At 67.7% G+C, this 26,886-nt stretch carries 21 protein-coding genes and 2 pseudogenes; 7 read left to right on the top strand and 16 right to left on the bottom strand.

Translation table 11 applies throughout. The annotated features are described in order from the left end of the window. Positions 1-4: 4 nt before the first annotated feature. Positions 5-835: a class I SAM-dependent methyltransferase gene (locus U1F38_RS16100; protein WP_409988092.1), complete on the bottom strand. Its 831-nt coding sequence runs from the start codon at positions 833-835 to the stop codon at positions 5-7. Positions 836-1,009: 174 nt separating this feature from the next. Here U1F38_RS16100 and U1F38_RS16105 point away from each other — a divergent pair, with 174 nt between their 5' ends. The 5 genes from U1F38_RS16105 (at position 1,010) to U1F38_RS16125 (ending at position 5,696) form a co-directional block, all read left to right on the top strand. Continuing rightward, the gene (locus U1F38_RS16105) at positions 1,010-1,708 is read left to right on the top strand and encodes a winged helix-turn-helix transcriptional regulator (protein WP_409988093.1); all 699 of its coding nucleotides are present in this window, start codon (positions 1,010-1,012) and stop codon (positions 1,706-1,708) included. A 69-nt stretch (positions 1,709-1,777) separates the two neighbouring features. Then, entirely contained in the window at positions 1,778-2,098 is a 321-nt protein-coding gene (locus U1F38_RS16110; protein WP_409988094.1) for a type II toxin-antitoxin system Phd/YefM family antitoxin, read from the top strand. Continuing rightward, positions 2,095-2,520, top strand: a complete 426-nt coding sequence (locus U1F38_RS16115; protein ID WP_409988095.1) for a type II toxin-antitoxin system VapC family toxin — start codon at positions 2,095-2,097, stop codon at positions 2,518-2,520. Before U1F38_RS16110 ends, U1F38_RS16115 begins: the two co-directional genes overlap by 4 nt. A gap of 39 nt (positions 2,521-2,559) precedes the next feature. Next, the gene (alaS, locus tag U1F38_RS16120; RefSeq protein WP_409988096.1) at positions 2,560-5,190 is read left to right on the top strand and encodes an alanine--tRNA ligase; all 2,631 of its coding nucleotides are present in this window, start codon (positions 2,560-2,562) and stop codon (positions 5,188-5,190) included. Continuing rightward, positions 5,190-5,696, top strand: coding sequence for a TlpA family protein disulfide reductase (locus tag U1F38_RS16125; RefSeq protein ID WP_409988097.1), 507 nt, complete (start codon positions 5,190-5,192; stop codon positions 5,694-5,696). Before alaS ends, U1F38_RS16125 begins: the two co-directional genes overlap by 1 nt. Positions 5,697-5,884: 188 nt before the next feature. Here the strand turns inward: U1F38_RS16125 and U1F38_RS16130 are convergent, their stop codons facing one another. From U1F38_RS16130 to U1F38_RS16175, 10 genes and pseudogenes are all read right to left on the bottom strand, one after another. Continuing rightward, positions 5,885-7,204 carry an ATP-binding protein gene (locus U1F38_RS16130; protein ID WP_409988098.1) on the bottom strand — a complete coding sequence of 440 codons (1,320 nt, stop codon included), beginning with the start codon at positions 7,202-7,204 and terminating at the stop codon, positions 5,885-5,887. Between the two features lie 8 nt (positions 7,205-7,212). After that, on the bottom strand, positions 7,213-7,878 hold the full coding sequence (locus U1F38_RS16135; RefSeq protein ID WP_409988099.1) for a response regulator: 666 nt from the start codon (positions 7,876-7,878) through the stop codon (positions 7,213-7,215). Then, positions 7,878-8,468, bottom strand: coding sequence for a DedA family protein (locus tag U1F38_RS16140; protein ID WP_409988100.1), 591 nt, complete (start codon positions 8,466-8,468; stop codon positions 7,878-7,880). Before U1F38_RS16140 ends, U1F38_RS16135 begins: the two co-directional genes overlap by 1 nt. Further along, positions 8,465-11,527, bottom strand: a complete 3,063-nt coding sequence (locus U1F38_RS16145) for an efflux RND transporter permease subunit (RefSeq protein ID WP_409988101.1) — start codon at positions 11,525-11,527, stop codon at positions 8,465-8,467. The genes U1F38_RS16140 and U1F38_RS16145 overlap by 4 nt, the downstream gene beginning before the upstream one ends. Next, positions 11,524-12,597 (bottom strand): efflux RND transporter periplasmic adaptor subunit, encoded by a 1,074-nt coding sequence (locus U1F38_RS16150; RefSeq protein ID WP_409988102.1) that lies wholly within the window; start codon positions 12,595-12,597, stop codon positions 11,524-11,526. The genes U1F38_RS16145 and U1F38_RS16150 overlap by 4 nt, the downstream gene beginning before the upstream one ends. 11 nt (positions 12,598-12,608) lie before the next feature. After that, positions 12,609-13,847, bottom strand: coding sequence for a TolC family protein (locus tag U1F38_RS16155; protein ID WP_409988103.1), 1,239 nt, complete (start codon positions 13,845-13,847; stop codon positions 12,609-12,611). A 377-nt stretch (positions 13,848-14,224) separates the two neighbouring features. Beyond that, positions 14,225-14,587 (bottom strand): annotated as a pseudogene (locus tag U1F38_RS16160) (response regulator); the annotation flags it as partial. Positions 14,588-14,598: 11 nt separating this feature from the next. After that, positions 14,599-15,369: a hypothetical protein gene (locus tag U1F38_RS16165; protein WP_409988104.1), complete on the bottom strand. Its 771-nt coding sequence runs from the start codon at positions 15,367-15,369 to the stop codon at positions 14,599-14,601. Between the two features lie 15 nt (positions 15,370-15,384). Then, positions 15,385-15,816 (bottom strand): hypothetical protein, encoded by a 432-nt coding sequence (locus U1F38_RS16170; RefSeq protein WP_409988105.1) that lies wholly within the window; start codon positions 15,814-15,816, stop codon positions 15,385-15,387. 48 nt (positions 15,817-15,864) lie between these two features. Further along, complete coding sequence (locus tag U1F38_RS16175) at positions 15,865-16,647, bottom strand: hypothetical protein (RefSeq protein WP_409988106.1); 783 nt, start codon at positions 16,645-16,647, stop codon at positions 15,865-15,867. A gap of 257 nt (positions 16,648-16,904) precedes the next feature. On the opposite strand from U1F38_RS16175, the gene hmgA reads away from it, so the two are divergent. Next, positions 16,905-18,203, top strand: coding sequence for a homogentisate 1,2-dioxygenase (gene hmgA, locus U1F38_RS16180; protein ID WP_409988107.1), 1,299 nt, complete (start codon positions 16,905-16,907; stop codon positions 18,201-18,203). Between the two features lie 10 nt (positions 18,204-18,213). After that, positions 18,214-20,553, top strand: a complete 2,340-nt coding sequence (locus tag U1F38_RS16185; protein WP_409988108.1) for a cytochrome P450/oxidoreductase — start codon at positions 18,214-18,216, stop codon at positions 20,551-20,553. 155 nt (positions 20,554-20,708) lie between these two features. On the opposite strand, the gene U1F38_RS16190 is transcribed toward U1F38_RS16185, so the two are convergent. The 5 genes and pseudogenes from U1F38_RS16190 to U1F38_RS16210 all read right to left on the bottom strand — a co-directional run bounded on the left by U1F38_RS16190 (position 20,709) and on the right by U1F38_RS16210 (position 26,762). Beyond that, entirely contained in the window at positions 20,709-21,008 is a 300-nt protein-coding gene (locus U1F38_RS16190) for a PepSY domain-containing protein (protein WP_409988109.1), read from the bottom strand. Positions 21,009-21,071: 63 nt separating this feature from the next. Then, positions 21,072-23,376, bottom strand: a pseudogene (lon, locus tag U1F38_RS16195) (endopeptidase La). A gap of 131 nt (positions 23,377-23,507) precedes the next feature. Beyond that, the gene (locus U1F38_RS16200; protein ID WP_409988110.1) at positions 23,508-23,912 is read right to left on the bottom strand and encodes an Hsp20/alpha crystallin family protein; all 405 of its coding nucleotides are present in this window, start codon (positions 23,910-23,912) and stop codon (positions 23,508-23,510) included. A gap of 82 nt (positions 23,913-23,994) precedes the next feature. Then, on the bottom strand, positions 23,995-24,465 hold the full coding sequence (locus U1F38_RS16205) for a DUF1854 domain-containing protein (protein WP_409988111.1): 471 nt from the start codon (positions 24,463-24,465) through the stop codon (positions 23,995-23,997). After that, positions 24,462-26,762 carry an ABC transporter ATP-binding protein gene (locus U1F38_RS16210; protein WP_409988112.1) on the bottom strand — a complete coding sequence of 767 codons (2,301 nt, stop codon included), beginning with the start codon at positions 26,760-26,762 and terminating at the stop codon, positions 24,462-24,464. The genes U1F38_RS16205 and U1F38_RS16210 overlap by 4 nt, the downstream gene beginning before the upstream one ends. Positions 26,763-26,886 lie beyond the last annotated feature (124 nt).

A 26,886-nucleotide genomic window follows, 5' to 3' on the forward strand; every position in this document is an offset into this window, starting at 1 on the left:
GCGGTCATGCGCCGCGCGTGATCACCACCTCCAGGTAGGCCCCGGGCACCACCAGCGAATCGGCGTCGGCGCGATTGAAGCGCGCCAGCAGCGCCAGGATTTCACCCTCGAGCCTCTTTTGCTCGTCGGGCGCCAGCGCGGCAAACGCGCGGTGCACCGGGCCGTAGAAGGCGCGAAACACGTCCACCCAGTGCCGGGCCGATTCGTAGCGGAACATGAACTCGCGCGGCGTGGCCTGGATGCGCTGGCCGGGAAACAGCTCGCGCAGGCCGGCCTCGGTGCCCCAGCGCACGGGCGGCTTCAGGCCGGCGGGCGGCGCCGGCAGATGCCCCGTCACGGTCTTGAGCACCTGGCCGATGAAGCCCTCGGGCGTCCAGCAGGCCAGGCCGATGCGCCCGCCGTGGCGCACCACGCGCACCAGCTCGGCCGCGGCCTTGTCCTGGTGCGGCGTGAACATGACGCCGACGGTGGACAGCACCACGTCGAAGCTGGCGTCGGCAAAGGGCAGCGCCTCGGCGTCGGCCTCGCGAAACGTCACCTGCAGGCGCTCGGCGGCGGCACGCTCGCGCCCGCGCTCGAGCAGCGCGCCCACGTAGTCGGTCGAGGTGACGTGGGCAAAGCGCCGCGCGGCGGCCAGCGTGGCGTTGCCGTTGCCGGCGGCCACGTCCAGCACCTGGCTGCCGGCGCGCACATCTGCCGCCTCGCACAGGCTCTCGCCCATGATCTGCAAGGTGGTGCCCAGAATGGCGTAGTCGCCCGAGGACCAGACGGCGTGCTGGCGTTGCTTGATCGCGGCGTAGTCGATCGACGGGGCTTCGAGGGTGGTGGCGGACATGACAATCTCCTGCAACAAGGGAAGTGAGACGGGCACCCATGCTGCGCGGTGGCGGGTGCGCGATTCAAGTTCTGTTTGTGAAGCACACCGGTTCAGGATCTGAACTGGCAGGCGCGCCCGAATCGGCGTAGATTGGCTGGTCAACGCCTGAAGCGCCGGCCCGCGCCGCTGCCCATGTCCGCCACCAGCTATCACCAGTTCTGCCCCGTGGCCATGGCCGCGGAGTTGCTGTGCAACCGCTGGACGCTGCTGCTGGTGCGCGAGCTGATGCTGGGATCGCGCCACTTCAACGAGCTGCGCCGCGGCGTGCCGCGCATGTCCTCGGCCCTGCTGGCCAAGCGGCTGAAGGAGCTGGAGGCCGCCGGCATCGTGGCACGCACGGCGCCCGCGCGCGCCGTCGACCCGCACGAATACCACCTGACCGAAGCCGGCCAGGAGCTGCGCCCCATCGTCGAGGCCGTGGGCGTGTGGGGCCAGCGCTGGGTGACGACCGAGGCCACGCTAAGCCACCTGGACGCCAACCTGCTGATGTGGGACATCCGCCGCAACGTGCGGCCCGAGCCGGCGCCGGCGGCGCGCACCACCATCGAATTCATCTTCGGCGACCGCGCGCCGCCGCAGCGCAACTACTGGCTGGTGGTCGAGCGCGGCCACGAGGCGGACCTGTGCACCGTCGATCCGGGCTACGACGTGGACCTGTACGTCAGCACCGACGTGCGCACCCTCACCGAGGTGTGGCTGGGCTACTCGGACTGGTCGCACGCCACGGCGCGCGGCGCCCTGCGCCTGACCGGCACGCCCGAGCGGGCGGCGCAACTGCGCGCCTGGCTGCCGGGCAGTGCGTTTGCGGCGGTGGCCAAGCAGGCGGCGTGACGGGCGGCGAGCCGGAGCCGGGTCGCGTAAAATCTGGTTGATTCAACCAGTATGAGCCAAAGCCCCGCCATGACCGCCACCGCCGTCGGCCTGTTCGAGGCCAAGACCCACCTGTCCGAATACGTCGCCCGCGCCGAGCGGGGCGAAGAGGTCATCATCACGCGCCACAACAAGCCGGTGGCCAAGATCGTGCCGATTTCCAGCGCCCCGGCGCACGTGGCCGAGGACATTCCGCCTTTCATTCAGCGCACCTTCGACATGGGTGTGCCGCTGGTCGATCTGACCAAGGCCAATCAACTGGTCGGCGAGTTGGAGGATCTGCATTTTCTGGAACTCAATCGCCGCCTGGAGGCCGAGGCCGCAGCGAAAAAGAAAGCCGGCAAGGCATGAGGTTGCCGGACACCAACGTGCTGCTGTACGCGGTCAACCGTCACAGCCCGCAAAATGCCGTGGCGCACGACTGGCTGGAGCGCTCGGCGCGCGAGCCGCAGGGCATGGCGATGGTGTGGGTGACGCTGGTGGGCTTCATCCGCCTAGCCACGCGCGCGGCCATCGTCCCGGAGCCTTTGAGCGTTGAACGGGCACTGGCGCAGGTGCAGCAGTGGCTGGATCACCCTGTGGTGCATCTGCTGCAACCGGGTGCACGGCACATGGACATCCTCGCCCGCCTGCTGCTCGAAGCCGGCACCGCCGGCAACCTGACCAGCGACGCGCACATCGCCGCCATCGCCATCGAGCACGGCGCCGAGGTGCTGACCTTCGACAAGGACTTCGCCCGATTCTCCGGGCTTCGCTATCAAATCCTGAGCTGATTGCGCTTGATGGGCAAGTGCTACAGGGCAAAACCGTTTATGAAAAACAGCCAACCTCCGATTTCGGTCGCCGACATTCGCCAGAGCTTTCTGGACTTCTTCGTCAGCAAGGGCCACACCGTGGTGCCATCCAGCCCGCTGGTGCCGGGCAACGACCCGACGCTGATGTTCACCAACAGCGGCATGGTGCAGTTCAAGGATGTCTTTTTGGGCACCGACCAGCGCCCCTACAAGCGCGCCGCCAGCGTGCAGGCCTGCCTGCGTGCCGGCGGCAAGCACAACGACCTGGAGAACGTGGGCTACACGGCGCGCCACCACACCTTCTTCGAAATGCTGGGCAACTGGTCGTTTGGCGACTACTTCAAGCGCGAGTCGATCGAATGGGGTTGGGAGCTGCTGACGCAAATCTACAAGCTGCCCGCCGACAAACTGCTGGCCACGGTCTATCACGAGGACGACGAGGCCTATGACATCTGGACGAAGGTGATCGGCCTGCCGCCGGAGCGCGTGATCCGCATCGGCGACAACAAGGGCGGCAAGTACAAGAGCGACAACTTCTGGATGATGGCCGACACGGGGCCCTGCGGGCCGTGCAGCGAGATTTTTTACGACCACGGCCCCGAGATCCCCGGCGGCCCGCCCGGATCGCCCGACGAGGACGGCGACCGCTTCATCGAGATCTGGAACCACGTGTTCATGCAGTTCGACATGAAGGAAGACGGCAGCGTGACCAAGCTGCCCGCCCCCTGCGTGGACACCGGCATGGGCCTGGAGCGCCTGGCCGCCATCCTGCAACACGTGCACAGCAACTACGAAATCGACCTGTTCCAGGCGCTGATCGCGGCGGCGGCGCGCGAGACGCACACGCAGGACTTGGCCAACCCCTCGCTCAAGGTCATTGCCGACCACATCCGCGCCACGTCGTTTCTGGTCAGCGACGGCGTGATCCCCAGCAACGAAGGCCGCGGCTACGTGCAGCGGCGCATCATCCGCCGCGCGATTCGCCACGGCTACAAGCTGGGGCAAAAGGCCCCCTTCTTCCACAAGCTGGTCGCGCCGCTGGTGGCGCAGATGGGCGCAGCCTATCCGCGCCTGGCCGAACAGGAGGCGCACATCACCAGCGTGCTGAAGGCCGAGGAGGAGCGCTTTTTCGAGACGCTGGCGCATGGGATGGAGATCCTCGACAGCGCGCTGGCCGGTGGCCAGAAAACGCTGCCGGGCGACGTCGCCTTCAAGCTGCACGACACCTACGGCTTTCCGCTGGACCTGACCAACGACGTGTGCCGCGAGCGCGGCGTGGCGGTGGATGAAGCGGGCTTCAACGCCGCCATGCAGCACCAGAAGGACACGGCCCGCGCGGCCGGCAAGTTCAAGATGGACAAGGCGCTGGCCTACGAGGGCGCGGCCAACACCTTCACCGGCTACGAACATCTGGCGGAAGATGCAAAAATCGTAGCGCTTTACGCAGACGGGACGCCGGTGCAGGAGCTGAAAGCCGGCCAAATGGGTGTGGTGGTGCTGGACGTGACGCCGTTCTACGCCGAGTCCGGCGGCCAGGTGGGCGATGCGGGCGCCATCACCGCGGGCGGCGCGCGCTTTGCGGTGGCCGACACGCAGAAGATCAAGGCCGACGTGTTCGGCCACCACGGCACGTTTGAATCCGGCACGCTCAAGGTCGGCGACAGCGTGCAGGCGCAGGTCGACACCGCGCGCCGCGCCGCCACCATGCGCAACCACAGCGTCACGCACCTGATGCACAAGGCGCTGCGCGAGGTACTGGGCGCACACGTGCAGCAAAAGGGCTCGCTGGTCGATGCCGACAAGACGCGCTTTGACTTTGCGCACAACGCGCCGGTCACGCCGGCGCAGATCGCCGAGATCGAGCAGCGCGTGAACGCCGAGGTGCTGCAAAACACCGCCACCCGGGCGCGCGTGATGGACATCGAAAGCGCGCAGAAGACCGGCGCGATGATGCTGTTTGGCGAGAAGTACGGTGAGACCGTGCGCGTGCTCGACATCGGCACCAGCCGCGAGCTGTGCGGCGGCACCCACGTGGCGCGCACGGGCGACATCGGCTTGTTCAAGATCGTCGGCGAAAGCGGCGTGGCCGCCGGCGTGCGGCGCGTGGAAGGCGTGACGGGCACCAACGCCCTGGCCTACCTGCAAGGGCTGGAGGCCACGGTGCACGAGGCGGCCGGCGCGCTCAAGGCGCCCAGCACCGAGCTGACGCAGCGCATCGGCCACACGCTGGAGCACGTGCGCGCGCTCGAAAAGGAAATCGCCCAGCTCAAGGGCAAGCTGGCCTCGTCGCAAGGCGATGAACTGGCGGGCCAGGCCGTCGAAGTCAAGGGCATCCGCGTGCTGGCCGCACGCCTGGAAGGCGCCGACGCCAAGACCTTGCGCGAGACCATGGACAAGCTGAAAGACAAGCTCAAGGCCGCCGCCATCGTGCTGGCCGCGGTGGACGGCGACAAGGTACAACTGGCCGCGGGCGTGACCAAGGCCGAGACGGGGAAGATCAAGGCCGGCGAGCTGGTCAACTTCGTCGCGCAACAGGTCGGCGGCAAGGGCGGCGGCAAGCCCGACATGGCGATGGCCGGCGGCACCGACGCATCGGGCCTGGCCAAAGCCTTGGCGAGTGTTCAGGGCTGGGTGGCCGAGCGGGCTTGATGCCCACGCGCCGCCAAACCCTGGCCGGCTGGCTTCTGGCCACAGCGCTGCCAGGGGCGCACGCGCAGCACATCAGCAAGCCCTGGCCGGCCGGGCGCGCCTTGCCCCCGCTGGCCGCCGACGACCTGAACGGCAAGGCGTGGGACCTGGCGGCGCTGCGCGGGCGCGCGGTGCTGGTCAACTTCTGGGCCACCTGGTGCGCCCCCTGCAAGGAGGAAATGCCCACCTTGCAAACCCTGGCCGAGCTGGAGGGCGAGCGCCTGGCCGTGCTGGCCGTCAACGTGCGCGAGCCGCTGCCGCGCGTGCGCCGCTACGTGCAGGCCAGCGGATTGAGCCTGACCGTGCTGCCCGACCCCAAGGGCGCAATCACCCAAGCCTGGGGCATCAAGGTGTTTCCGTCCACCGTGCTGATCGATGCGAGCGGCCGGCCGCGCCAGGTCATCAGCGGTGCGGTGGACTGGACCGGCGCCCCCGCCCTGAACTGGATCAAGACCCTGGGCGGATAGTCGCCCCTGCCGCGCGCTGCCTGCCCCCACTGGCGCCACGCGCGTGTTGTGGCGACCCGTGATGGCCAGACTGGTCTCGTCCGCTTCGACAGCGACTTTGAATCGCTCACGTCCGGGCCGAGCCCCTGGCACGGCGCAGCCGATGCAGCAAAGCCCACGGCCAATGCCGAAAATTGGGCGCGAGCCGATCAGGCCAGGGGAATCGTTACCCGCACCTTCAAACCGCGTTGCGCCGCTTCGTCGCTCCAGTCCAGACTGACGCGGGCCCCGATGCGCAGGGCGATGGCCCGCACGATCGACAGGCCCAGGCCCGAGCCGCTCTGCCCGGTGCCGACCGTTCGATAAAAGGCGTCAAACACCCGCTCGCGCTCGGCGGGTGCAATGCCGGGGCCGGTATCCTGCACGCACAGCACCACCCCGCCGGCCTGCGCCTGGACCGACACATCGACGCGCCCGCCGACGGGGCTGTAGCGAATGGCGTTGTCCACCAGATTCTTGACGAGGGTGTGCAGATCTAGCGGGCTCACCGCCACCCGCACGTCTGGCGCGCCCACCACGCCCAGGTCGATTTGCTTGGCGTGCGCCAGCGGCATCAGGTCCTCCAGCACGTGGCGCAGCACGCCCTGCACCGAAGCGGGCGCTGCCGGCGCCTGGCTCGGCTGCTGCGCCCGCGCCATCGACAGCAATTGCTCCAGCAGCAAGCGCCCGCGCTGGATGCCCTCGCGCAGTACCGCCAGTCGCTCTTGCGCGGCGGCGGACATGGGCGCCTGCTGCAGGCGCTCGGCCTGCAGCGACAGGGCCGTGAGCGGCGAGCGCAGCTCGTGCGCCGCATCGGCCACAAAGCGGCGCTGGCTCTCCATGTCCTGCGCCACGCGGCCCAGCAGGCGGTTGATGGCGCGCACGAAGGGCCGCACCTCGCTGGGCACCGGCCGCTCGTCGATGGGGTGCAAGTCCTGCTCCGCGCGCCGATCGATGCCCTGCGCCAGCGCGCTGATGGGCCTGAACAACTGACGCACCAGCGTGGCCACGACCAGCAGCAGCACCGGCACCAGCACGACGAAGGGCAGCACCGTGCGCACGGCACTGTCACGCGCCATCGCGTCGCGAAAGTCCGCCTCTTGCGCCACCACGAAGCGCTCGCCGGTGGCCAGCGTCCTGACCAGCACGCGAAACGCCTCGCCCTGCAGCGTCAGCGTGTGCAAGCCGTCGGCCAGCTGGGTGGGCACCGGCAGCGCACCGCCATCGTCCACGCTCAGGCCACCCGGGTTGGCCTGCCCCAGCGCCTGCACGATCAGGCGCGCCGCGTCGTCGTGGTCCTTGAAGTGCTCGTCCGGTTGCGCCGGCCCTGCGCCCAAGTGGCGACCATCCACCAAGCGCGCGGCCTGACGCAGCATGTCGTCTTGCAGTTCCTGAGCCTCGTCGTAGGCGGCGGCAAACGACAGCGCGCCGGCCACCAAGGCGACCGCCGCGATCACCACGGACAAGGCCAGCGACAGTTTGCGCTGCACCGAGCCGTTCAAACGTTCCTTGACACCATCCATCCCACCCCCCGCACGTTCTTGATGAGTTCGCTGCCCAGCTTGCGCCGCAGCGCGTGAATGAGGTATTCAACCGCATTGCTCTCCACCTCCTCGCCCCAGCCGTAGATGCGGTCTTCCAGTTCGCTGCGCGAGAGGATGGTACCGGGCCGGATCAGCAGCGCATGCAACAGCGAAAACTCGCGGTGCGACAGTTGCACCGGCGCCCCGTCCAGCACGCTGGCCTGGCGTGTGGCCGGGTCAAGCGTCAACACGCCGTTGCCCAGCAGCGGCGTGCCGCTGCCGCCCTTGCGCCGCAGCACCGCGCGCATGCGCGCCAGCAGCTCGGCCATCTCGAAGGGTTTGAGCAGGTAGTCATCCGCCCCACCGTCCAGGCCACGCAGGCGCTCGTCCAGCCCGTCGCGGGCGGTGATGATCAGCACGGGCACCGCATTGCCCTTGGCGCGAAGGGCGGCCAGCACATCCTGCCCGTCCTTGCCGGGCAGGCCCAGGTCCAGCAGCACCAGATCGTAGTGCTGGGCCGCCAGCGAACCCAGCGCCGTCGCGCCACTCCTGACCCAGTCGGCGGCATGGGACGCATCCCGCAGCGCCTCCTGGATCACGCCACCGATCATGGCGTCGTCTTCCACCAGCAGCACACGCATCACTCGCTCCCCAGCGGGCCTTCGCCCAATCGCCGCACCCGCGCAGCCCGCACCCGTGCGAGCCACCACGCCAGCGCGCTGGCCACGAGCAACGCGCCCATGGTCCAGAGTTCGTCCGCGTCCACCGTGCCCAGCAGCGCCGCCAGCGCGTGGCCGGACCCGTACCCCACGATGGCAATCACGCACGCCCACACCAGGGCGCCAATCAGGTTCAGCACGAAAAACCGCAGCCGACCCACTCCGCTCATGCCGATCGCCAGGGGCCCCGCGATGCGCAGGCCGTACAGAAAGCGCACTGACAAGATCACCGGCGTGTTGTGGCGCTCCAGCAGCGCGCGGGCGCGCGCCGTGCCCGCCTCCAGCTTGGGAAAGCGTTGCAGCAGCGCCGGGCCATAGGCGCGCCCCAGCCAAAAAAAGAGCTGATCGCCCGCGAAACTGGCCACGGTGGCCAGCGCGATCACGCAGGGCATGGCCAGGTGCCCGCGACTGGCGGCGGCGCCCGCCAGCAGCAGCACCGTCTCGCCTTCGAGGAAGGTGCCCACGGCCACGGCCGCGTAGCCGTAGTTCTGGATCAGCTCGGGAATGTTCATGCGGATGGCTCCACATGCCGCACCCGCCACCGCTTTAGGCTCTTGAAGATCACCGGCATGGCGATCAGCACCAGCGGCAGTTGCACGATGAGCCCCGAGATGATGGCGATGGCCAGAGGCTTTTGCATCTCCGAGCCCTGGCCGATCGCCAGCGCCAGCGGCAGCAGCGTCAGTATGGCGGCCAGCACCGACATCAGGATCGGCCGCATGCGGTTCTTGCCGGCCTGGATCAGCGCCTCGTCCAGCGGCATGTGGCCGGCCAGGTCGCGGTACTCCGAGAAGTAGAAGATCGCCACCTCGGTGACGATGCCCACGATCATCGTCATGCCCATCATGGAGGTAATGTTCAGCTCCACCCCGGTGGCCCACAGACCGATGAACACACCCGTCATGCTGACCAGCGGAATCACCATGATCGACAGCGCCATGCGGAACTGCTCATACAAAAACAGAAGCAGCAAGAACACCAGCGCCAGCGCCGCCAGCAGCACGTTGACCAGGCCGCGAAAGGCGATCTGCTGCTGCTGGTACAGGCCGCCCAGCTCGAAGTACGTGCCCGTGGGCAGGAAGTCCGGCGCGGCCACGATTTTCTGCACGTCGGCCACGGTTGAGCCCAGATCCCGGCCATTGATGCGCGCGGTGACCGCAACCATGCGTTTCAGGTTTTCGCGCGTGATTTGCGGCTGGCCAGTCTCGATGCTCACGCTGGCAATGCGCGCCAGAGGAAACGCATGGCCATCGGGGGCGCGCAGCAGCATCCGGGGTAAATCGACCGCCGTTTTCCTCAAATCACCCGACACCCAGACGCGCACGCCGACCATTTTGGGGCCCTCCTGCATCTGCGTCGTCACCTGGCCCGCCACGATGTTGTTGAGCATGTGCGTAACCCCGTTGGGGTCCATCCCTTCGAGGGCGGCCTTGACGCGATCCACCTGGACCACCAACGCGTCGCCCGCCGGCTTGATGCCGTTGCGCACACCGGTGACACCGGGCACCTTGCGGATGGCCTCGGCAGTCTTGAGCGCCAGCGCGCTCAACTGCCGTGGGTCGTCCGAATACAGCTTGATCTCGATCGGCTGCGGCACCGCCGTCATGTCGCCGATCATGTCTTCCATCAACTGCGCCATCTCGGCCGCCACGCCGGGTACGTTCTGGTCGATCTGGCTCTGCACGTCGGCCATGACCTCGTCGATGGGCCTGCGGGGCGGCGGCTTGAGCCGCACGAAAAAATCGCCCTCGTTGGCTTCGCTCAGGCCACCGCCCAGCCCGGTGCCGGTGCGGCGCGAATAGGTCTGCACCTCGGGTGTGTGCTTGAGGATGTCCTCGATCTGACGCAGCATGCGGTCGGTCTCGCCCAGGGCCGTGCCAGGCTGGGTGCGGTAGTCGATGATGAAGCCTCCCTCGTCCATCGCCGGCATGAAGCCCGAGCCAACCTTGTGATAGGCCAGCCAGCCCAGGCCGCACAGCGGCGCGATCAGCAGCAGGATCCAGATCGGACGGGCCAACAGGCGCCGCATCACCCATTCGTAGCGCAGGTGCATCCAGTCGGTTACGCGCCCGCCTTCTTTTTGATTGGCATCGCGGTTGTCCAACAGGCGGTTGGCGACCAGGGGCACGGCCAGCCAGGTGACGAAGAAGGAGATGATGAGCGCGGCCGCCATGGTCAGCGACAACGCCTTGAAAAACGCCCCCGTGACACCGCTCAGAAAAGCCAGCGGAACGAAGATCACGATGGTCGCCGCGCTGGAGCCCGCCAGTGGGCGAAAGAACTCGATCGTCGCGCGCATCACGGTGTCGCGTGGCCCGGCGACCGCGCCGCGCATGCGCCGCACGATGTGCTCGCTCATCACGATGGCGTCGTCGATGACCAGGCCCACGGCCGCCGCCATGCCGCCCAGGGTCATGATGTTGAAACTCATGTTCAGCGACCACAGCAGCACCACGGTGGCCGCCAGCACCACCGGCACCACCACCACGGCGATCAGCGTAATCTTGAGGTTGCGCAAAAACAGCAGCAGCACGCCGGCCGCCAGCACGGCGCCGATCAAGATGGCGTCGCGCACGCTGGCGGCGGCGTCGGTCACGAGCTGGCTCTGGTCGTACCAGGCTGCCACCTTCACATCCGGCGGCAGCGCTGCCTGGTACTTGGCCAGCGCCGCCGTCACATCCCTGGTGAGTTGCACGCTGTTGGCGCCCGGCTGCTGGTAGATGTTGAGCAGCACGGCGTCGCGGCCGTCGGCCGTCACGCGCAGCCATTGCGGCTCGATCGAGCGCTCGACCCGCGCCACATCGTCGAGTTGGACGATGCCGTCCTGGCCCGACTTGAGCACAGTGTGGCGAATGTCATCCAGCGTCTTGAGCCGCGTGTCGCCCACCACCAAGTACAGCTTGTAGTGGTCCTCGATCTTGCCGATCGCCTGCACCACGTTGGCGGCGTTCAGCGCCGCCGCCACGTCGGCCAGCGTCAGGCCGTGCGCGGCCAGGCGCGCCGGCGCCACGGTGACGCGGTATTCCTCGCGCTCGCCACCCACCACGCCCACCTGCGCCACGCCGGCGATGCCCGACAGCAACGGGCGCATCTGGTACTGGGCGATGTCGCGCAAGGCCGTCAGCGAGAGCGTGGGCGAGGTGAGGCTGTAGGCCAGCACCGCAAATACCGTCGGGTCCATGCGTTTGGTGTCGAACAGGGTGCCTGGCGGCAGGCTCGACGTGGCCACCCGACTGGTGGCTGCGTTCACCTGCAGCGCCGCCGCCACCATGTCCGTGCCCCAGCTGAAGTTGACCGATATCTCGGCGCTGCCGCGGCTGGACGTGGAGCGGATATCGACCACACCGGGCACGCGGCGAATCGCTTCTTCCACCGGCGTGGTGATTTGCAGCGCCATCTGGTCGGCCGGTCGATCGCCGGCATCCAGGCTCACCACGACGCGGGGAAAGTCCACCGTGGGAAACATCGACACCGGCAGGCGCAGCGCGGCGACGATGCCGCCTACAGCCAGCAAGGCCAGCAGAAAGAGAATCGAGCGGCTGTGCCCCTGAATCCAGCTCGCCACCTTCATGACTTGGCCTCGCGCACGGCCATGCCATCGGTCAACTGGTAGGCGCCCGTCGTCACCAGGCGCCGCTGGGCATCGAACGGGGCCTTGACCACGGCCTGATCGCCCTGCTCCGTGATCACCTGCACGGCCACCCGCGCGGCTTTGCCGTCGGCCACCTGGAATGCGGCAAAACCATCGCCGCTCCTGACCAGGGCCGAGCGCGGGATGAGCCAGCCTTCGGCCTTGGCGAACTGGATGTCGCCGCGCACGCGCAAGCCCGGCAGCAGGCCCGAGTCGGCGGTTGGCTGGAATCGCACCACCGCATCGACCAACTGGCTTTTCGGGTTGATGGCCCGCTGCACCAGCACGACCTGGCCCGTCACAGAACGGGTTTCGTCGAACACCGAAGCCAGGCGCACCGCCATGCCGCTGCGCAGGTGGCGCACATCACCCGGCTCGATGCCCAGCGCGACGCGCAAGGAATCGGTGTTGGCCAGTTGCGCCACGGCAGCGCCAGCCGGAATGCGGTCGCCCTGGGCCACCGGCAGCGCCACCAGCAAGCCGCTGATCGGCGCCGTCACCGTGATGCGTTCGGCCGCACCGCCCAGGCGCTCTTGCACGCGCACCGCTTCGCGGGCGTCGGCCGCGGCCTGGCGTGCCTGCGCCAGTTGCGAGCGCGTGGCCAACTGCTGCGCCACCAGCGCTTCGATGCGCGCCACCTCGCCCTCGGTGTACTGCTGCGCGTTGCGCGCCTGGGCAAACGCCTGGGCTGCGGCCGGGTCAACGGCAAGCTCCATCAGCGGCTGGCCTCGCTGCACCTGCGCGCCCACCGCAACCCGCAAGCGTTCGACGCGGCCGGCACGCTGCACGCTGACGTTCTGGCTTTGTCCCGCCTCGGGGGCGACGACGCCAAAGCCGGTCAGGGTCAGCGGCAGCGCACCCGCCTTGAGCGGCTCGGTCTGCACCAGCGCGCTGGGCTCGGCGGTGGCTTCGCCGCCGCGGGCTGGCGGCGGCAGCGCGAGCCAGGGCAGCAACGCCAGCAGCGCGACGGACAGGCGACGAATACGAATGTCGAATGGTGGTGTCTTCATGAAAGCCCTCCTCATGGCTGCTTGTTTTGTTGCGCCACCGCAGCCGATGGCGCCGGCAACCCGCTGGAAACGTCGATTCCGGTCAGCGAGCGCAAGGCAATGCGCTGCTCGCGCACGGCGGCCTCCAGGTTCAGCAGCTCCACCTTCTTGGCCAGCAGACCGGCGCGCAGGTTGGCATAGCGCAGCGCGTCCATGGCACCTGCTTGCAAGGCCTGCTCACCGCGGTCGGCCAGGGGCTGCAACTGGGCCACCTCACCCTGTGCCAAGCGAATCTGCTCCATCAGTTGCGCGTCGCTGCGCAGCGCGCGCAAGACGTCGCCATGGGCCGCGTTCAGGCGCTTTTCGTATTCCTGGCGCAACTGGGCGCGGGTGGCCTCTTCAACCGCGATGTTGCCCCGGTTGCGATTGAACAGCGGTAGCGTGAAACCCAGGGTGAAGCCGCTGGTGTAGAGCCCCGCGGTGTCACGCACGCGGGTGATGCCGATGTTGAGCGCCGGAAACTGCGCCAGCACCGCGCGGTGCGTGCGCGCCTCTTGCGCCGCATAGCCGGCGCGCAGAGCCCGCAGGTCGGGCCGACGCTCGGCCACGCTGGCCAGGCTGGCGCGCACCGCCGCATCGTTCAGCGGCGGCAGGCCGCGGTCGAACACGAGATCCAGCTGCACCTCGGGCGCCAGGCCCAGCAGCGCGTCGAGTTGGCCGCGGTTGTCCTGGGCTGCGCGCCGCGCCTCGTTCAATTGGCGCGCGTTGTCGGCCGCCGCGGTCAGATAGGGGCTGAGCGCCTCGATGGTCAAGTTGCCATCGGCCACCGCTCGACGGGTGCGCGGCATCAGATCGGCATAAAACGCCTGTTCTTGCTCCAGCACCTGCGCCAGGCGCTCTTGCTGGCCGATGCGGTTCATCAGCACCTGGCTTTGTGCCACCACCTGCCACTCTTGCCACAGCAGATCGAGATGCGATTTTTCGATGTCGCTTTGCGATGCCTGCCGCGTCACGCCATGTGTGATGAGCTGATTGAAGTCATACGCCAGCCCCAGGTTGAAGGCGCTGGTCAGGCCCGGCGCACCGCTCGACGGGAAGTCGCGCGTCAGCGCCACCTGCGGGTCGGGCAGCAGGCCGGCGGCAAAGGCCTGCGCCTGTGCCACCCCTTGCGCGGCCCGGGCCGATTTCACGTCGGGGCTCAGCAGCACGGCCAGCGTGGCCACCTCGGTGGCGTCCAGCCCGTTCCGCGCATCGAAAGGATGCGGTGGCATGAAAGGTGGCGCCACACCCTGCGCGGACAGCGGTGGCACGACCGGCAAAGCGGTGTGCAGCGAGGCCTGCGCGACCAACGGCTGCGGCGTGTAGTTGGCACAGGCGGACAGCAGGCAGACCAGCGTCAGCGTCCAACAACCCGCAGCGGCGGATGCATGGTCAATATGTCGTGCCCACGAATTTGCAGTCATACCCAACGGACAACAAGATGCAAGACAAACAACGATGGCCGGGTCATCAGGCCAAAGAGCTGACTGACGTAAGTTTGCCCTCGCCTACCGCACGGATTCACGCTTTGCCAGACAGGCTGTCGGAGCTTTGCAGCAGCGTGGCCAAAGCGGCCTTGCAGTCGGCGACAACTGGCGACGCCGCCACGGCCGCCCTTGCGCCGCAGCACCGCGCGCATGCGCGCCAGCGGCTCGGCCATCTCGAAGGGTTTGAGCAGGTAGTCATCCGCCCCGCCGTCCAGGCCACGCAGGCGCTCGTCCAGCCCGTCGCGGGCGGTGATGATCAGCACCGGCACCGCATTGCCCTTGGCGCGAAGGGCGGCCAGCACATCCTGCCCGTCCTTGCCGGGCAGGCCCAGGTCCAGCAGCACCAGGTCATAGTGCTGGCAGGCCAGCGTCGCGAGTGCGGTCTGCCCGTTGCGCACCCAGTCGGCTGCATGGGACGCGTCCTTCAATGCGCCTTGAACGGCGTCACCGATCATGGGATCGTCTTCGACCAGCAATACCCGCATGTCCTCTCCACTCAATCCGTGTTGAATGCGCGGTCGAGATGCCCGATGACCTGATCGACCAGAATGAATGCCAGGATGAAGGCCAGCAGCGCGATCGACGCCCAATAACGGCTCAACGCCAAACCGCCCGCCGCGACCGGCTTGTCCAAAAAGTCGCCCAACGCGGCGCCCAGCGGGCGGGTCAGGATGAACGCCGCCCAAAAAAGCAGCGTGCGCGACAGGTGGCTCCAGAAATAGGCGGCCGCCACCAAGACCAGCAACCCGGCGAACACCATGGCAGCGCCCGAAAAACCCAGGCCGGCCGTATCAGCCGTCCAGTCTCCCAGCGCCGTGCCCAGCGTCTGCGAAAACATGATTGTCACCCAATAGAACGCTTCTGCCTTGGGTTCGCAGACCGTGTGGACCGACACCGAACCCAGGGTGCGATGCCACACCCACAGCGAGCCGAGCAACAAGGCCAGCAGCAGGGCCGAGCCACCCGCGTAGCCGATGCCCAGCGAACGATCCGCAAAGTCGGCCAGCGTGGTGCCGACCGTGGTGGTGGCGATGATGGTGGCCCAGTACAGGAAAGGATCAAACGCTTTGGCGCGAATTTGCGCGTTGACGGCAACCAGAAAAGCAACCGCGAAGATGCCGGTGGCGACCAGATAGCCCAGGTTCATGGACATCGAGACGGCGTCGCCGCCGGTTTCACCCAGCGTGGTCGCGGCGATCTTGATGAGCCAGAAGCCGAGCGTGACTTCGGGGACTTTGCTCAGTGCCGGTTCGGTACTCGCGTTCATGGATTGCCTCGCTGATCAAGCCTTGCCTTGCAGGCCGTCAAAAGTCCTCAACAGATCGGCCAGGGCGGCCTTGCAGTCGGCGGCTACGGGCGGCTCGGCCCGCAACGCCTTCAGCACGCGGTCAATGGCCTTGTCGAGCGCGTGCCAGTCATCGGCCGCGCGGGGCTTGAGACCGGCTTCGGCCGAGTCCCAGGCCAGCTCCAGATCCTTGACGCGCGTCTTGGCCGCGGCCAGATCGCCCTTGTCCACCAAGGCGGAAACGTCCGCGGCGATGGAGCGAAATTTCGTCAAATCGCCCAGGGCAGACGCCGCCTTGCCGGGCGCCGCCGCATGGGCCGCGGGCGGCAAAGGCGGCTCGGGGGTCTTGGAGCAACCGGCAAGTCCGGCCAGCAAGATCGCGGTCGCGGCCGCCACGAAGAAGCGGGCGCGGTCATTCTTGGCAGACATGGTGATTCCTTTCAATCGACGATTCAAAACAGGCAACAGAGGCAGACATCAATCCGCCATTTGCACGGCGCGGCGGTCGTCCACGAAGTACTGCTCCACCGCAACCAGTGCCACGATCACCGACAGAAACAGCGCGCTGGTCCACATCGCGCCCATGCCCAGGCCGCCGTACTCCTTGGCCTGCGTCAGCAGGTCACCCAGCGCAGCGCCAAAGGGGCGCGTCAGGATGTAGGCGATCCAGAAGGTGAGCACCGCATTGCCACCCAGGCGCCAGGCGGCGTAGCAGAGCGCAATCAAAATGCCGAAGGCAAAGGCGCCGCGCACAAAGCCCAGGTGCAGCGCCTCGGTGGCCAGATCGCCCGCGGCCGTACCCAGCGCAAAAGTGCACAGAATGGCGGCCCAGTAAAACAGCTCGCGCCGGCGCGTGACGACGTCGTGGATGGACAGCGTGCGCTCCACCCGATACCAGCAGGCAAAGATGATGGCCAGCAGCACCGCGAAGACCGGGGTGCTGACTGTCAGGCTCACACCCAGCTTGTCGGTGAACAGGTCGGTGATCTGCGTGCCCACCACGCTGACCAGCACCACCGTGAGCCAATAGATCCAGGGCGTGTAGCGCCGCGTGCGCAGCTGCCAGATCAAGGCCACGGCCAGCAAGCTGGCCATCACGGTGCGGGTCAGGCCCTGGCCCAGGCCGGCGTCAACCGCCAGGTAGTCGGCGCCGGTCTCGCCGACGGTGGTGCACAGGATCTTGACGATCCAGAACGACAGCGTGATCGCCGGCACCTTGACCCGCCAGTCGTCGTATCGGACGCTCGAAATCGAGTTCATGGAGTTCCTCCGTTCGTGATGAAGAAACCGCAGGTTGCGCCCTCCGACTTAGCCCAGCCATAGGCCACGGCGCACGTGGGAGCCCCGCGGCATCCCGGGCGAACCCTGGTCGTCGGCAGGGGCCTGCTTGGACATCGGCGTGCCATGGCAGCACAATCGTCGGTACACGGTGCCGGAGCGTTGCAGCGGCCCGCCGCCCCGATCGAAGCACGCCCGCGACGCGCCCAGCGAGCGCGCCAGACACCATGGAGAACATCATGTCCACCCCAGACCTTCTGCACTACCAAAGCGGCTTCGGCAGCGAATTCGCCACCGAGGCCCTGCCCGGCGCGCTGCCGGTGGGGCGCAACTCGCCGCAAAAGGCGCCCTACGGCCTGTATGCCGAGCAGCTGTCGGGCACGGCCTTCACTGCGCCGCGGCACCTCAACCGGCGCAGCTGGCTCTACCGCATTCGCCCCGCCGCCGTGCAGCAACCGTTCGAACCCTGCGCGGCGGGGGCGCAGTGGCTGTCGCGCTTCGACGAGGTGCCCACGCCGCCCGACCCGATGCGCTGGGACCCGCTGCCCCTGCCGGCCGCCGGCAGCGCGGTGGATTTCATCGACGGCATGGTAAGCATGGGCGGCAATGCCGGCTGCGGCATTCACGTGTACGCGGCCAACCGCTCGATGCAGCGGCGCTACTTCTACGATGCCGATGGCGAGCTGCTGATCGTGCCGCAGCAAGGCCGCCTGGAGCTGGCCACCGAGCTGGGCGTGCTGCATGTCGAGCCACAGGAAATCGCCGTCATTCCGCGTGGCGTGCGCTTTCAGGTGCGCCTGCACGATGGCGCCGCGCGCGGCTATGTGTGCGAGAACTTTGGCGCATCGCTGCGCTTGCCCGACCTGGGCGTGATCGGCTCCAACGGCCTGGCGCACCCGCGCGACTTTCTCTATCCGGTGGCGGCGTATGAAGACATCGAAGGCGACTTCGAGCTGCTGGTCAAGTTCGGCGGCCACTTCTGGACCTCTCGCCTGGGCCACTCGCCGCTGGACGTGGTGGCCTGGCACGGCACGCACGCGCCGTACAAGTACGACCTGCGCCGCTTCAACGTCACCGGCTTCATCAGCCACGACCACCCCGACCCCAGCATCAACCTGGTGCTGCATGCGCCCGGCAGCGTGCCGGGTGTCGATTCGCTGGACTTCGTGGCTTTTGCCCCGCGCGTGCTGGCCATGCAGGACACCTTTCGCCCGCCCTGGTTTCACCGCAACATCGCGGGCGAATTCATGGGCCTGATCCACGGCGTGTACGACGCCAAGGCCGAGGGCTTCCTGCCCGGCGGCGCCTCGCTGCACAACACCATGACCGGCCACGGCCCCGACGCCGACACCTTCCAAAAAGCCAGCGCGGCAGACACCACCCGCGCCGACGTGATCAAGGACACCATGGCCTTCATGTTCGAGACCCCCGTCATCATCCATGCCACCCGCCACGCGCTGGAGTCACCCCAGCGCCAGCGCCAGTACCACCAGGCCTGGCTGGGCTTGAAAAAGCACTTCGATCCACGTCAACGCTGAACCTTCGCCCATGAACGCCAACCCCGCCAGCGCCTGCCCCGTGGCGCACACCAGCGCCCCAGCCGCCTGCCCGTTTGCCGCGCAGGCCGCCGCCTTCGACCCCTATACCGACGCCTACATGGAAAACCCGTCGGAGCTGCTGCGCTGGGCGCGCGAGCAGCAGCCGGTGTTCTACAGCCCGCGCCTGGGCTACTGGGTGATCACGCGCTACGAATCCATCAAGAACGTCTTTCGCGACCCGCACACCTACAGCCCCTCGATCGCGCTTGAATCCACCGAGCCACCCACCGAGGAGATGCTTGCCATCCTCAGGTCCTACGGCTACGCCCTGAACCGCACCCTGGTCAACGAGGACGAGCCCATGCACATGGCGCGTCGCCGCGCGCTGATGGCGCCTTTCACACCCGAGCACCTGCGCCAGCACGAGCCCATGGTGCGCCGCCTGGTGAGCGAGGCCATCGACGGCTTCATCGACGACGGTGAGGCCGACCTGTTCAAGCGCCTGACCTGGCCGGTGCCGTTCTCCGTCGCCCTGCATTTCCTGGGCATCGATGACGACGAAGACCACGAGAAGATGCACGCCTTCGCCGTTGCGCACACCAAGAACGCCTTTGGCCGCGCCACGCCGGCAGAGCGCATCGAGGTGGCGCACACGGTGGGCAAGTTCTGGCAACTGTCGGGCCAAATCCTCGAAAAAATGCGCCGTACGCCAGAAGGCCCGGGCTGGATGCGCTATTCCATCCGCCAGCAAAAGCACCACCCCGACGTGGTGACCGACTCCTACCTGCACTCCATGATGATGGCCATCATCGTGGCCGCGCACGAATCGACCTCGTTTGCCACCGCCAACGCCATCCGCCTGCTGCTGGAGCAGCGTGGCGTGTGGGACGAGGTTTGCGAAGACCCGGCGCTGATCTCCCCCGCCACCGAGGAATGCCTGCGCCACGACGGGCCCATCGCATCATGGCGCCGGCGAACCACGCGGGACGTGACGATCGAGGGCGTCCCCATCCCCGCCGGCGCACGCCTGCTGCTGGTGGTGCATTCGGGCAACCACGATGCGCGCCAGTTCGGCGATCCGGACCGCTTCGACATCCGCCGCAGCAACGTGATCGAGCAGCTCTCCTTCGGCTTTGGCGTGCACCAGTGCCTGGGCAAGAACATCGCGCGCATGGAAATGCAGATCATGATCGGCGAGCTCTCGCGCCGCCTGCCGCACATGCAACTGGCGCCGCAAAAGTTTGAATACGTGCACAACCTGGCGTTCCGCGGTCCGCAGAACCTGCGCGTGCGCTGGGACCCGCGGCAAAACCCCGAGCGGCGCGATCCCGCCGTGCGCCACTGGCAACAGAGCGTCCATCTGGGCGGGCCGGCGGCCAGTGCCATGGTGCGCAAGCTCCGCGTGGTCGCGGCCGACACCCTCGCCCGCGGGCCCGACATCGTGCGCATCCGCCTGGCCGCTGCCGACGGCGCCGCCCTGCCGAGCTGGACGCCGGGCGCGCACATCGACATCGAGTGCGGCGACACCGGCCTGTCGCGCCAGTATTCGCTGTGCGGTGATCTGCAGGACCCGCACCACTGGGAGGTGGCCGTGCAGCACGACGCGGCCAGCCGCGGCGGCTCGGCCTGGATCCACCGCTGGGCGTGCGTCGGCGCCACCCTGCGGGTGCGCGGGCCGCGCAACCACTTTGCACTGGGCGAGGAGCGTCCGCAGCGCCTGATCCTGATCGGCGGCGGCATCGGCATCGCGCCCGTCATGGCCATGGCACAGCGCGCACGCGCCATCGGGCGCGACTACGTGCTGCACTACAGCGCCGCCTCGCGCGCCCGCGCGGCCTACGTGACCGAACTGCAAGCCCTGCACGGCGATCGGCTGAAGCTGCACGTCAGCGATGAAGGTGGGCGCTGCGACTTCGCCGCCCAGCTGTCCACTCCGCAAGCCGGCGCGCACATCTACGCCTGCGGCCCGCAGCGCCTGCTCGACGCCTTGCAGCACGCCGTGGCGCGCGCCGGCTGGCCGGCCGATGCGCTGCATGTGGAGCACTTCGAGAACAACGCCCCAAAACTTGACCCCGCGCACGAGCGCGCCTTCGAGGTCGAGCTGCGCACCGCCGGCCTGACGCTGCACGTACCGGCCGACCGCACCGTGCTGGAGGTGCTGCACGCCCACAACGTGGACGTGCAGTGCGACTGCGAGGAAGGCCTTTGCGGCAGTTGCGAGGTGGCCGTGGCAGGCGGCGACATCGAGCACCGCGACAGCGTACTCAGCCCCGCCGAACGCGCCCGCGGCGACCGCATGATGAGCTGCTGCTCGCGGGCGCGCAGCGGCCATCTGGTGCTGGATTTGTGATGGGGCGCCGTTCGAGTCTGCGCATTCTGCGTGCCGAATTGACAGAACACGGAGGCACAAAGGTTCACAGAGGTCAGTTTTCGACTTTTCGGGTTTTTCTCTGCGCGTCTGTGCCACCGCGTTAGTGGGCTGTTTTTACTGTTCTCGCCGTAGCATCAATCGACCTTGTCCTCACGCGAAGCGATCACCGTGCCTTTGTCGGCATCGACCTTCACGTCGAACACCTTGGCGCCGCTGACCACCTCGACCTCATAGACCGGGCCTTGCTTGCTACGCTCGAACTCCGCCTTGGTGGCTTTGCCGGCGGCATGCTGCTCGGCCACGCTGATGGCCTGGGTCAGCGATACCTTGGCGTTGGCGGCAGCCAGTGCGTCGTTCTCGGCCGCGGCAAAGGCCGCCGTGGCGGCGCAGGCCAAGGCGACGGCAGCAACGATGGAAGGGGTGCGGAAGTTCATGATGTCTCTCCAAAAAACACGCAGACATTTGCGTGAACGGGAGACTACGCAGGTCCACTTAGCTCAGCCTGAGCCGCTTTCAGGCTCCAGCGCCGCCGCAATCGCCTCATCCACCCGCTCCAGCCAGATGAATTCCAGCCGCTGGCGCGCGTCCTCGGGGATGTCCTCAAAGTCGCGCCGGTTGCGCGCCGGCAGCATCACGCGCTTCAGGCCCGCGGCAGCGGCGGCGACGACCTTTTCCTTGATGCCGCCGACCGGCAGCACCAGCCCGCGCAAGCTGATCTCGCCGGTCATCGCGGTGTCGCTGCGCACCGCGCGGTTGGTCAGCAGGGACACCAGCGCGGTGTACATGGCCACGCCGGCGCTGGGCCCGTCCTTGGGCGTGGCACCGGCCGGCACGTGCACGTGGATGTCGATCTTGCCCAGCCGCTCCTCATCGATGCCCAGCTCCCGCGCGCGGTGCTTGACGATGGACAGCGCCGCCTGCACGCTCTCGCGCATCACGTCGCCCAACTGCCCGGTCAGGATGAGGGCGCCCTTGCCCGGCATGCTAGTGGCCTCGATGAACAGGATGTCGCCGCCCACCGGCGTCCAGGCCAGGCCGGTGGCCACGCCGGGGGTGCTGGTGCGCATGGCGATTTCGCTCTCGAAACGCGGCGGACCCAGGTACTCGCGCAAGTCGCCCGCGCCAATGGCCAGCTGCCGGGCCGTGCCGTCGGGCAATCTGCACAGCGGCGCGGCGCAGCACACGGCCGATTTCGCGCTCCAGGCCACGCACGCCGGCCTCGCGCGTGTAGTCCTCGATGATGCGGCGCAGCGCCGCATCGTCCAGGCTGATCTGCTCGGCCGTCACGCCGTTGGCCTCAAGCTGGCGGCGGATCAGGTAGCGGCGCGCAATCTCGAACTTCTCGTTCTCGGTGTAGCTGGTCAGCGCAATGATCTCCATGCGGTCGCGCAAGGGACCGGGAATGGTGTCCAGCAGGTTGGCCGTGGTGATGAACACGACGCGGCTGAGATCGAACGGCAGGCCCAGGTAGTTGTCGCGAAACGTGGCGTTCTGCTCCGGGTCCAGCACCTCCAGCATGGCCGCCGACGGGTCGCCCTGGATGCCGCGGTCCATCTTGTCGATCTCGTCGAGCATCATCACGCAGTCGCGGGACTTGGCCTTGCGGATGGCCTGAATGATGTTGCCCGGCATCGACCCGATGTAGGTGCGCCGGTGCCCGCGGATCTCGGCCTCGTCATGCACGCCGCCCAGGCTGACACGCACAAACGGGCGGTGCATGGCCCGCGCGATGGACTGGCCCAACGATGTCTTGCCCGTGCCGGGCGGGCCGACAAAGCACAGAATCGGCGCCTTGCCATTGGGCGCCAGCTTGCGCACCGCCAAGAATTCGATGATGCGCTGCTTGATCTTGTCCAGCCCGAAGTGGTCCTCGTCCAGCACGCGGCGCGCTTCGGCCAGGTCGATGTCGCGCGGCGCGGGCTCGGCCCAGGGCAAGTCGATCAACCAGTCCAGGTAGGTGCGCACCATGCCGGCTTCGGGCGCACCCTCGGACATGCGTTCGTAGCGGCGCAACTCCTTCTTGGCGACCTCTTGCACTTCATCGGGAAGTCTGGCCGCCTCGATGGCCTTGGTCAGTTCCGCCACCTCCGGGCCGCGTCCGTCGCCTTCGCCCAGCTCGCGCTGGATGCTGGCCATCTGTTCGCGCAAGATGGCCTGGCGCTGGCGCTCGTCCAGCGAAGCCTTGGTGCGCTGGCCGATTTCCTGCGACAGGCGCATCACCTCGATGCGCTTGGCCAGAAAACCCGACACCTTGTCGGCGCGCGCGCGCAAATCGATGGTCTCCAGCACGTCCTGGCGTTCGTCGCTGCCCAGGTCCAGGTAGGCCGCCACCAGGTCGGCCAGCGCACCGGGCGAGGTGCTGGCCTGCACCGCCGCGACCAGGGGCTCGGGCACCTGCGGCAGCAGTTGCAGCGCCTCCATGGCCTGGCGCTTCAGGTTGATCAGGCGCGCTTCGATTTCGGCACCCTGCTCCTCGGGCTCTTCGATGGGCTGCACCTGCGCCGCAAGAAAGGGTTGCTCGCGCACGAAATGATCCACCCGAAAGCGCTGCAAACCCTGCACCACCAGATGGTGGCTGCCGTCGGCCACGTTCACGTAGCGCAGGATGTTGGCGATCGTGCCCACGCGATGCAAGTCGCCCGCGCCGGGCTCGGCCTGCTCGGCATCGCGCTGCATCAGGATGCCGATGGGCCGCTCCTCGCGCAGCGCCTGCTGGGCGGCGAGCACCGAAGATTCGCGGCCGATGGCCACCGGAAACACCGTGCCGGGAAACAGCACCGTGTCACGCACGGCGACGATCATCAGCGCGTCGCTTGCCGCGCCGCCGGGGGCCGCCTTCGTACCCTGCCCCGCAGCTGGGGCCGCTGCGGCCACCTGGGGGGTCGCGTCGTCGGCTCCGGGCAATGGCCGCGGTCCATTTGTGCCGGTGTCGCTCATGCGGCCTTCTCCAGGCTGATGACCAGGCAGCCACGCTCGCTGCTCACGTGCGACCCCGCGTAGCGCCCCGCCGGCAGCGGCACGTGGCGCTCGAAACGCCCTTGCGGCAGCTCCAGCCGATGAATGGCCGCATGCTGCAGGGACGCGGGCAGCACGCGCCGGCCACTGACCACCAGCGTCGCGCCATCGATCACGGCCTTGACCTCGCGCGCATCGACGCCCGGCAGCGCCACGTAGATCAGCAACTCACGCTCGGTCTCGAGCACATCGACCGGCGGCTCCCAGGTGGGCGTGCGCGCGGCACGCAGCTGGAAAATCTGCCGATGCACCCGCTCCATCCGATCGAGCGTGGCCAGCGCGTTGGACCACATCCAGTCCGGGGACTCATCGCGGCGTCTCATGGGTGTTCATGGAAGAATTCGATCGGCCCATTGTGCCCCAGGCGCCGGGTTCGTGCGCCCTGACCGAACACCCCCCCGACACTCACAAAAACCGGTCGAGCAGCTTGCGGCTGGCCCGGTCCATGGCGCCCAGGTCGCGGATCAGGTATTGCACGCCATGCGCATCGTTGACGATCAGCAAGTCCGCGCTCAGGCGGCGGATGTCTTCTTCGCCCTTGAGCACGAAGCTGGTCGATCCGCGGTCGGTGTCCACCTGCCAGGTGCTGGGCGTGGCAAAGCTGCTGACGGACTTCAGGCGCCGCAGCACCGGCATGAACTCGCGCTGCTGCAGCGCCGCGGCGATCAGCTCGCGCTGCGGCGCCGGGCAGTCCGCCAGGCGCTCGATCCAGGCCAGCTCGTGGCCGTCCACGTCCAGCAGGCTGATGCCCTCCTCCGGCGCGCCGATCGGGAAGGCGCGCACGGCCACCACGCCCGCGTGCTCCCGGCCGTCGGCATCGGTCAGCACCAGGCGATTGAAGGCGTCCCGGCGCAGTGTCGGTGCATGGGCGTTCATGGTTGACGCTCCTTTTCGGCGTGGGCCAATGGCGCCAGATCCTTTTCCTCGATCTCCAGCATGCGCTCGCGCTCGGCCTTTTCCTGCCGCGCCTGCGCCTCGTACAGACGCCAGTAGGCACCACGCTGGGCAATGAGCTGTTCGTGCGTGCCTTCCTCCACCTTGCGGCCCTTGTCCATCACCACCAGGCGGTTGGCCTTGCGCAGCGTGGACAGCCGGTGTGCGATGGCAATGGTGGTGCGCCCGCGCACCAGGTTGTCGAGCGCCTTCTGGATCTCGCGCTCGGTTTCGGTGTCCACCGAAGCCGTGGCCTCGTCCAGGATCAGGATGCGCGGGTCAATCAAAAGCGCCCGCGCGATGCTGATGCGCTGGCGCTCGCCGCCCGACAAGCCCTGGCCGCGCTCGCCCACCAGCGAGTCGTAGCCCTGCGGCAGGCGCAGGATGAATTCGTGCGCATGCGCGGCGCGCGCGGCGGCGACGATCTCGCTGCGCGTGGCCTCGGGCTTGCCGTAGGCGATGTTTTCGGCAATGGTGCCGAAGAACAAAAAGGGCTCCTGCAGCACCAGGCCGATGTGGCGCCGCCAGTCGGCCAGCGCCACCTGCCGAATGTCCACCCCGTCGATGGTGATGCGCCCTTCGGCCACGTCGTAGAAGCGGCACATCAGGTTGACCAGCGTGCTCTTACCCGATCCACTGTGGCCCACCAGTCCGATCATCTCGCCCGGTTCGATATCCAGGTCGAGCTGGCGAATGGTGCTGCGATTGCCATAGCGAAAGCTCACGTCCTGCAGTGCAATGCGGCCCTGCACCCGGGGCAGATGCACCGGATTGGCGGCCTCGGGCACGCTGGAGACATGGTCCAGGATCTCGAAGATGCGCTTGGTGCCGGAGGCGGCCTTTTGCGTGACCGAAACGATGCGGCTCATCGAGTCGAGCCGGGTGTAGAAGCGCCCGATGTAGGCCAGAAACGCCGTCAGCACACCGACCGTGATCTGGTGCTGCGCCACCAGCCAGATGCCGCAGGCCCACACAACCAGCAGGCCAATCTCGGTCAACAGCGTGACCGTGGGCGAAAACAGCGACCACAGGCGGTTGAGGCGGTCGTTCACCGCCAGGTTGTGGCGGTTGGCGTCGCGAAAGCGATTGGCCTCGCGTTCCTCCTGGGCAAAGGCCTTGACCACGCGAATGCCGGGAATGGTGTCGGACAGCACATTGGTGACCTCGGCCCACACGCGGTCGATTTTCTCGAAGCCGGTGCGCAGCCGGTCGCGCACCTGATGGATCAGCCAGGCGATGAAAGGCAGCGGCACCAGAGTCACCAGCGCCAGCTTGACGTCGATGGACAGCAGGATGACCGAGGTCATGACGATCATCAGCACGTCGGACGCGAAGTCCAGCAGGTGCAGCGACAAAAAGACGTTGATGCGGTCGGTCTCCGAGCCGATGCGCGCCATCAGGTCGCCCGTGCGCCGCCCCCCGAAGTATTCGAGCGACAGCTTGAGCAGGTGCTCGTAGGTGGTGGTGCGCAGGTCGGCGCCGATGCGCTCGGACACCAGCGCCAGGATGTAGGTCTTGGCCCAGCCCAGCACCCAGGCCAGCAGGGCCGAGCCCAGCAGCCCCGACAGCAGCAGCGCCACATAGCCGGTGTCGATGTCCTTGCCGTTCTGGAACGGGATCAGCACCTCGTCCATCAGCGGCATGGTCAGATACGGCGGCACCAGGGTGGCGGCCGTGCCGGCCAGGGTCAGCAAAAACCCGGCCAGCAAGCGCCAGCGGTAGGGGTGGGCAAAGCGCCACAGGCGCAGCAGGGTCCAGGTCGAAGGGGGTTTTTCATCCTCCGGGGCCTCGTCGTCGGCATCGGCCTCTTGCGGTTCTCCGGCTTCCGGGAGCGGCAGCTCGCTCGGGATCCCTCCCGGGACGCGCTCGGCCAGCAGACGGTCGAACTCGACCTGCAATTTCAGGGCGGCCGGGTTGTGCCCCAGGGTGTAACGCCAGCAACCCAGGGTGCCCGCGCCGTCGCGCAATTCGAGCGTGCCAACGCCGGCGTGGTCATGGTGCACCAGCGCCATGCCGGGCGCCAAGTCCCAGGACTGCCACGAGGTTTCATCTGGATACCGCGCGACAAGCCGTTGATTCGTAAGAACAAGGCGCCCCTCGCCGAAGTGCAGGTTCGCGGTCAGGTCAACGTCCAGCGCCCCTCGAACGTTCTCAGAAGGTCGCAAGGACACTTCGAGGGAATCGGCGGCAGAGACCGGGTCAGAAACCTGGCGGGACGCGGAGGTGGACTGTGGCGGCATGGAAACAAGAAGCATGGGCCTGCCTGCGGCAGCGACGGGCTTCTTGGATAAATCGGTTCAACGAAAACGAGCGCACTCCAACATGAGGCGAATCGACCCAGACGAGCTTGGCTCGTTCAGCGGG

This window comes from Ottowia sp. (genome assembly GCF_046348305.1).
Classification (GTDB): Bacteria; Pseudomonadota; Gammaproteobacteria; order Burkholderiales; family Burkholderiaceae_C; genus Ottowia.

Coding starts and splice junctions, on each gene's coding strand:
- U1F38_RS16100 (WP_409988092.1), bottom strand. CDS start 835: ATGTCCGCCACCACCCTCGAAGCCCCGTCGATCGACTACGCCGCGATC.
- U1F38_RS16105 (WP_409988093.1), top strand. CDS start 1,010: ATGTCCGCCACCAGCTATCACCAGTTCTGCCCCGTGGCCATGGCCGCG.
- U1F38_RS16110 (WP_409988094.1), top strand. CDS start 1,778: ATGACCGCCACCGCCGTCGGCCTGTTCGAGGCCAAGACCCACCTGTCC.
- U1F38_RS16115 (WP_409988095.1), top strand. CDS start 2,095: ATGAGGTTGCCGGACACCAACGTGCTGCTGTACGCGGTCAACCGTCAC.
- alaS (WP_409988096.1), top strand. CDS start 2,560: ATGAAAAACAGCCAACCTCCGATTTCGGTCGCCGACATTCGCCAGAGC.
- U1F38_RS16125 (WP_409988097.1), top strand. CDS start 5,190: ATGCCCACGCGCCGCCAAACCCTGGCCGGCTGGCTTCTGGCCACAGCG.
- U1F38_RS16135 (WP_409988099.1), bottom strand. CDS start 7,878: ATGCGTGTGCTGCTGGTGGAAGACGACGCCATGATCGGTGGCGTGATC.
- U1F38_RS16140 (WP_409988100.1), bottom strand. CDS start 8,468: ATGAACATTCCCGAGCTGATCCAGAACTACGGCTACGCGGCCGTGGCC.
- U1F38_RS16145 (WP_409988101.1), bottom strand. CDS start 11,527: ATGAAGGTGGCGAGCTGGATTCAGGGGCACAGCCGCTCGATTCTCTTT.
- U1F38_RS16150 (WP_409988102.1), bottom strand. CDS start 12,597: ATGAAGACACCACCATTCGACATTCGTATTCGTCGCCTGTCCGTCGCG.
- U1F38_RS16155 (WP_409988103.1), bottom strand. CDS start 13,847: ATGCCACCGCATCCTTTCGATGCGCGGAACGGGCTGGACGCCACCGAG.
- U1F38_RS16165 (WP_409988104.1), bottom strand. CDS start 15,369: ATGAACGCGAGTACCGAACCGGCACTGAGCAAAGTCCCCGAAGTCACG.
- U1F38_RS16170 (WP_409988105.1), bottom strand. CDS start 15,816: ATGTCTGCCAAGAATGACCGCGCCCGCTTCTTCGTGGCGGCCGCGACC.
- U1F38_RS16175 (WP_409988106.1), bottom strand. CDS start 16,647: ATGAACTCGATTTCGAGCGTCCGATACGACGACTGGCGGGTCAAGGTG.
- hmgA (WP_409988107.1), top strand. CDS start 16,905: ATGTCCACCCCAGACCTTCTGCACTACCAAAGCGGCTTCGGCAGCGAA.
- U1F38_RS16185 (WP_409988108.1), top strand. CDS start 18,214: ATGAACGCCAACCCCGCCAGCGCCTGCCCCGTGGCGCACACCAGCGCC.
- U1F38_RS16190 (WP_409988109.1), bottom strand. CDS start 21,008: ATGAACTTCCGCACCCCTTCCATCGTTGCTGCCGTCGCCTTGGCCTGC.
- U1F38_RS16200 (WP_409988110.1), bottom strand. CDS start 23,912: ATGAGACGCCGCGATGAGTCCCCGGACTGGATGTGGTCCAACGCGCTG.
- U1F38_RS16205 (WP_409988111.1), bottom strand. CDS start 24,465: ATGAACGCCCATGCACCGACACTGCGCCGGGACGCCTTCAATCGCCTG.
- U1F38_RS16210 (WP_409988112.1), bottom strand. CDS start 26,762: ATGCCGCCACAGTCCACCTCCGCGTCCCGCCAGGTTTCTGACCCGGTC.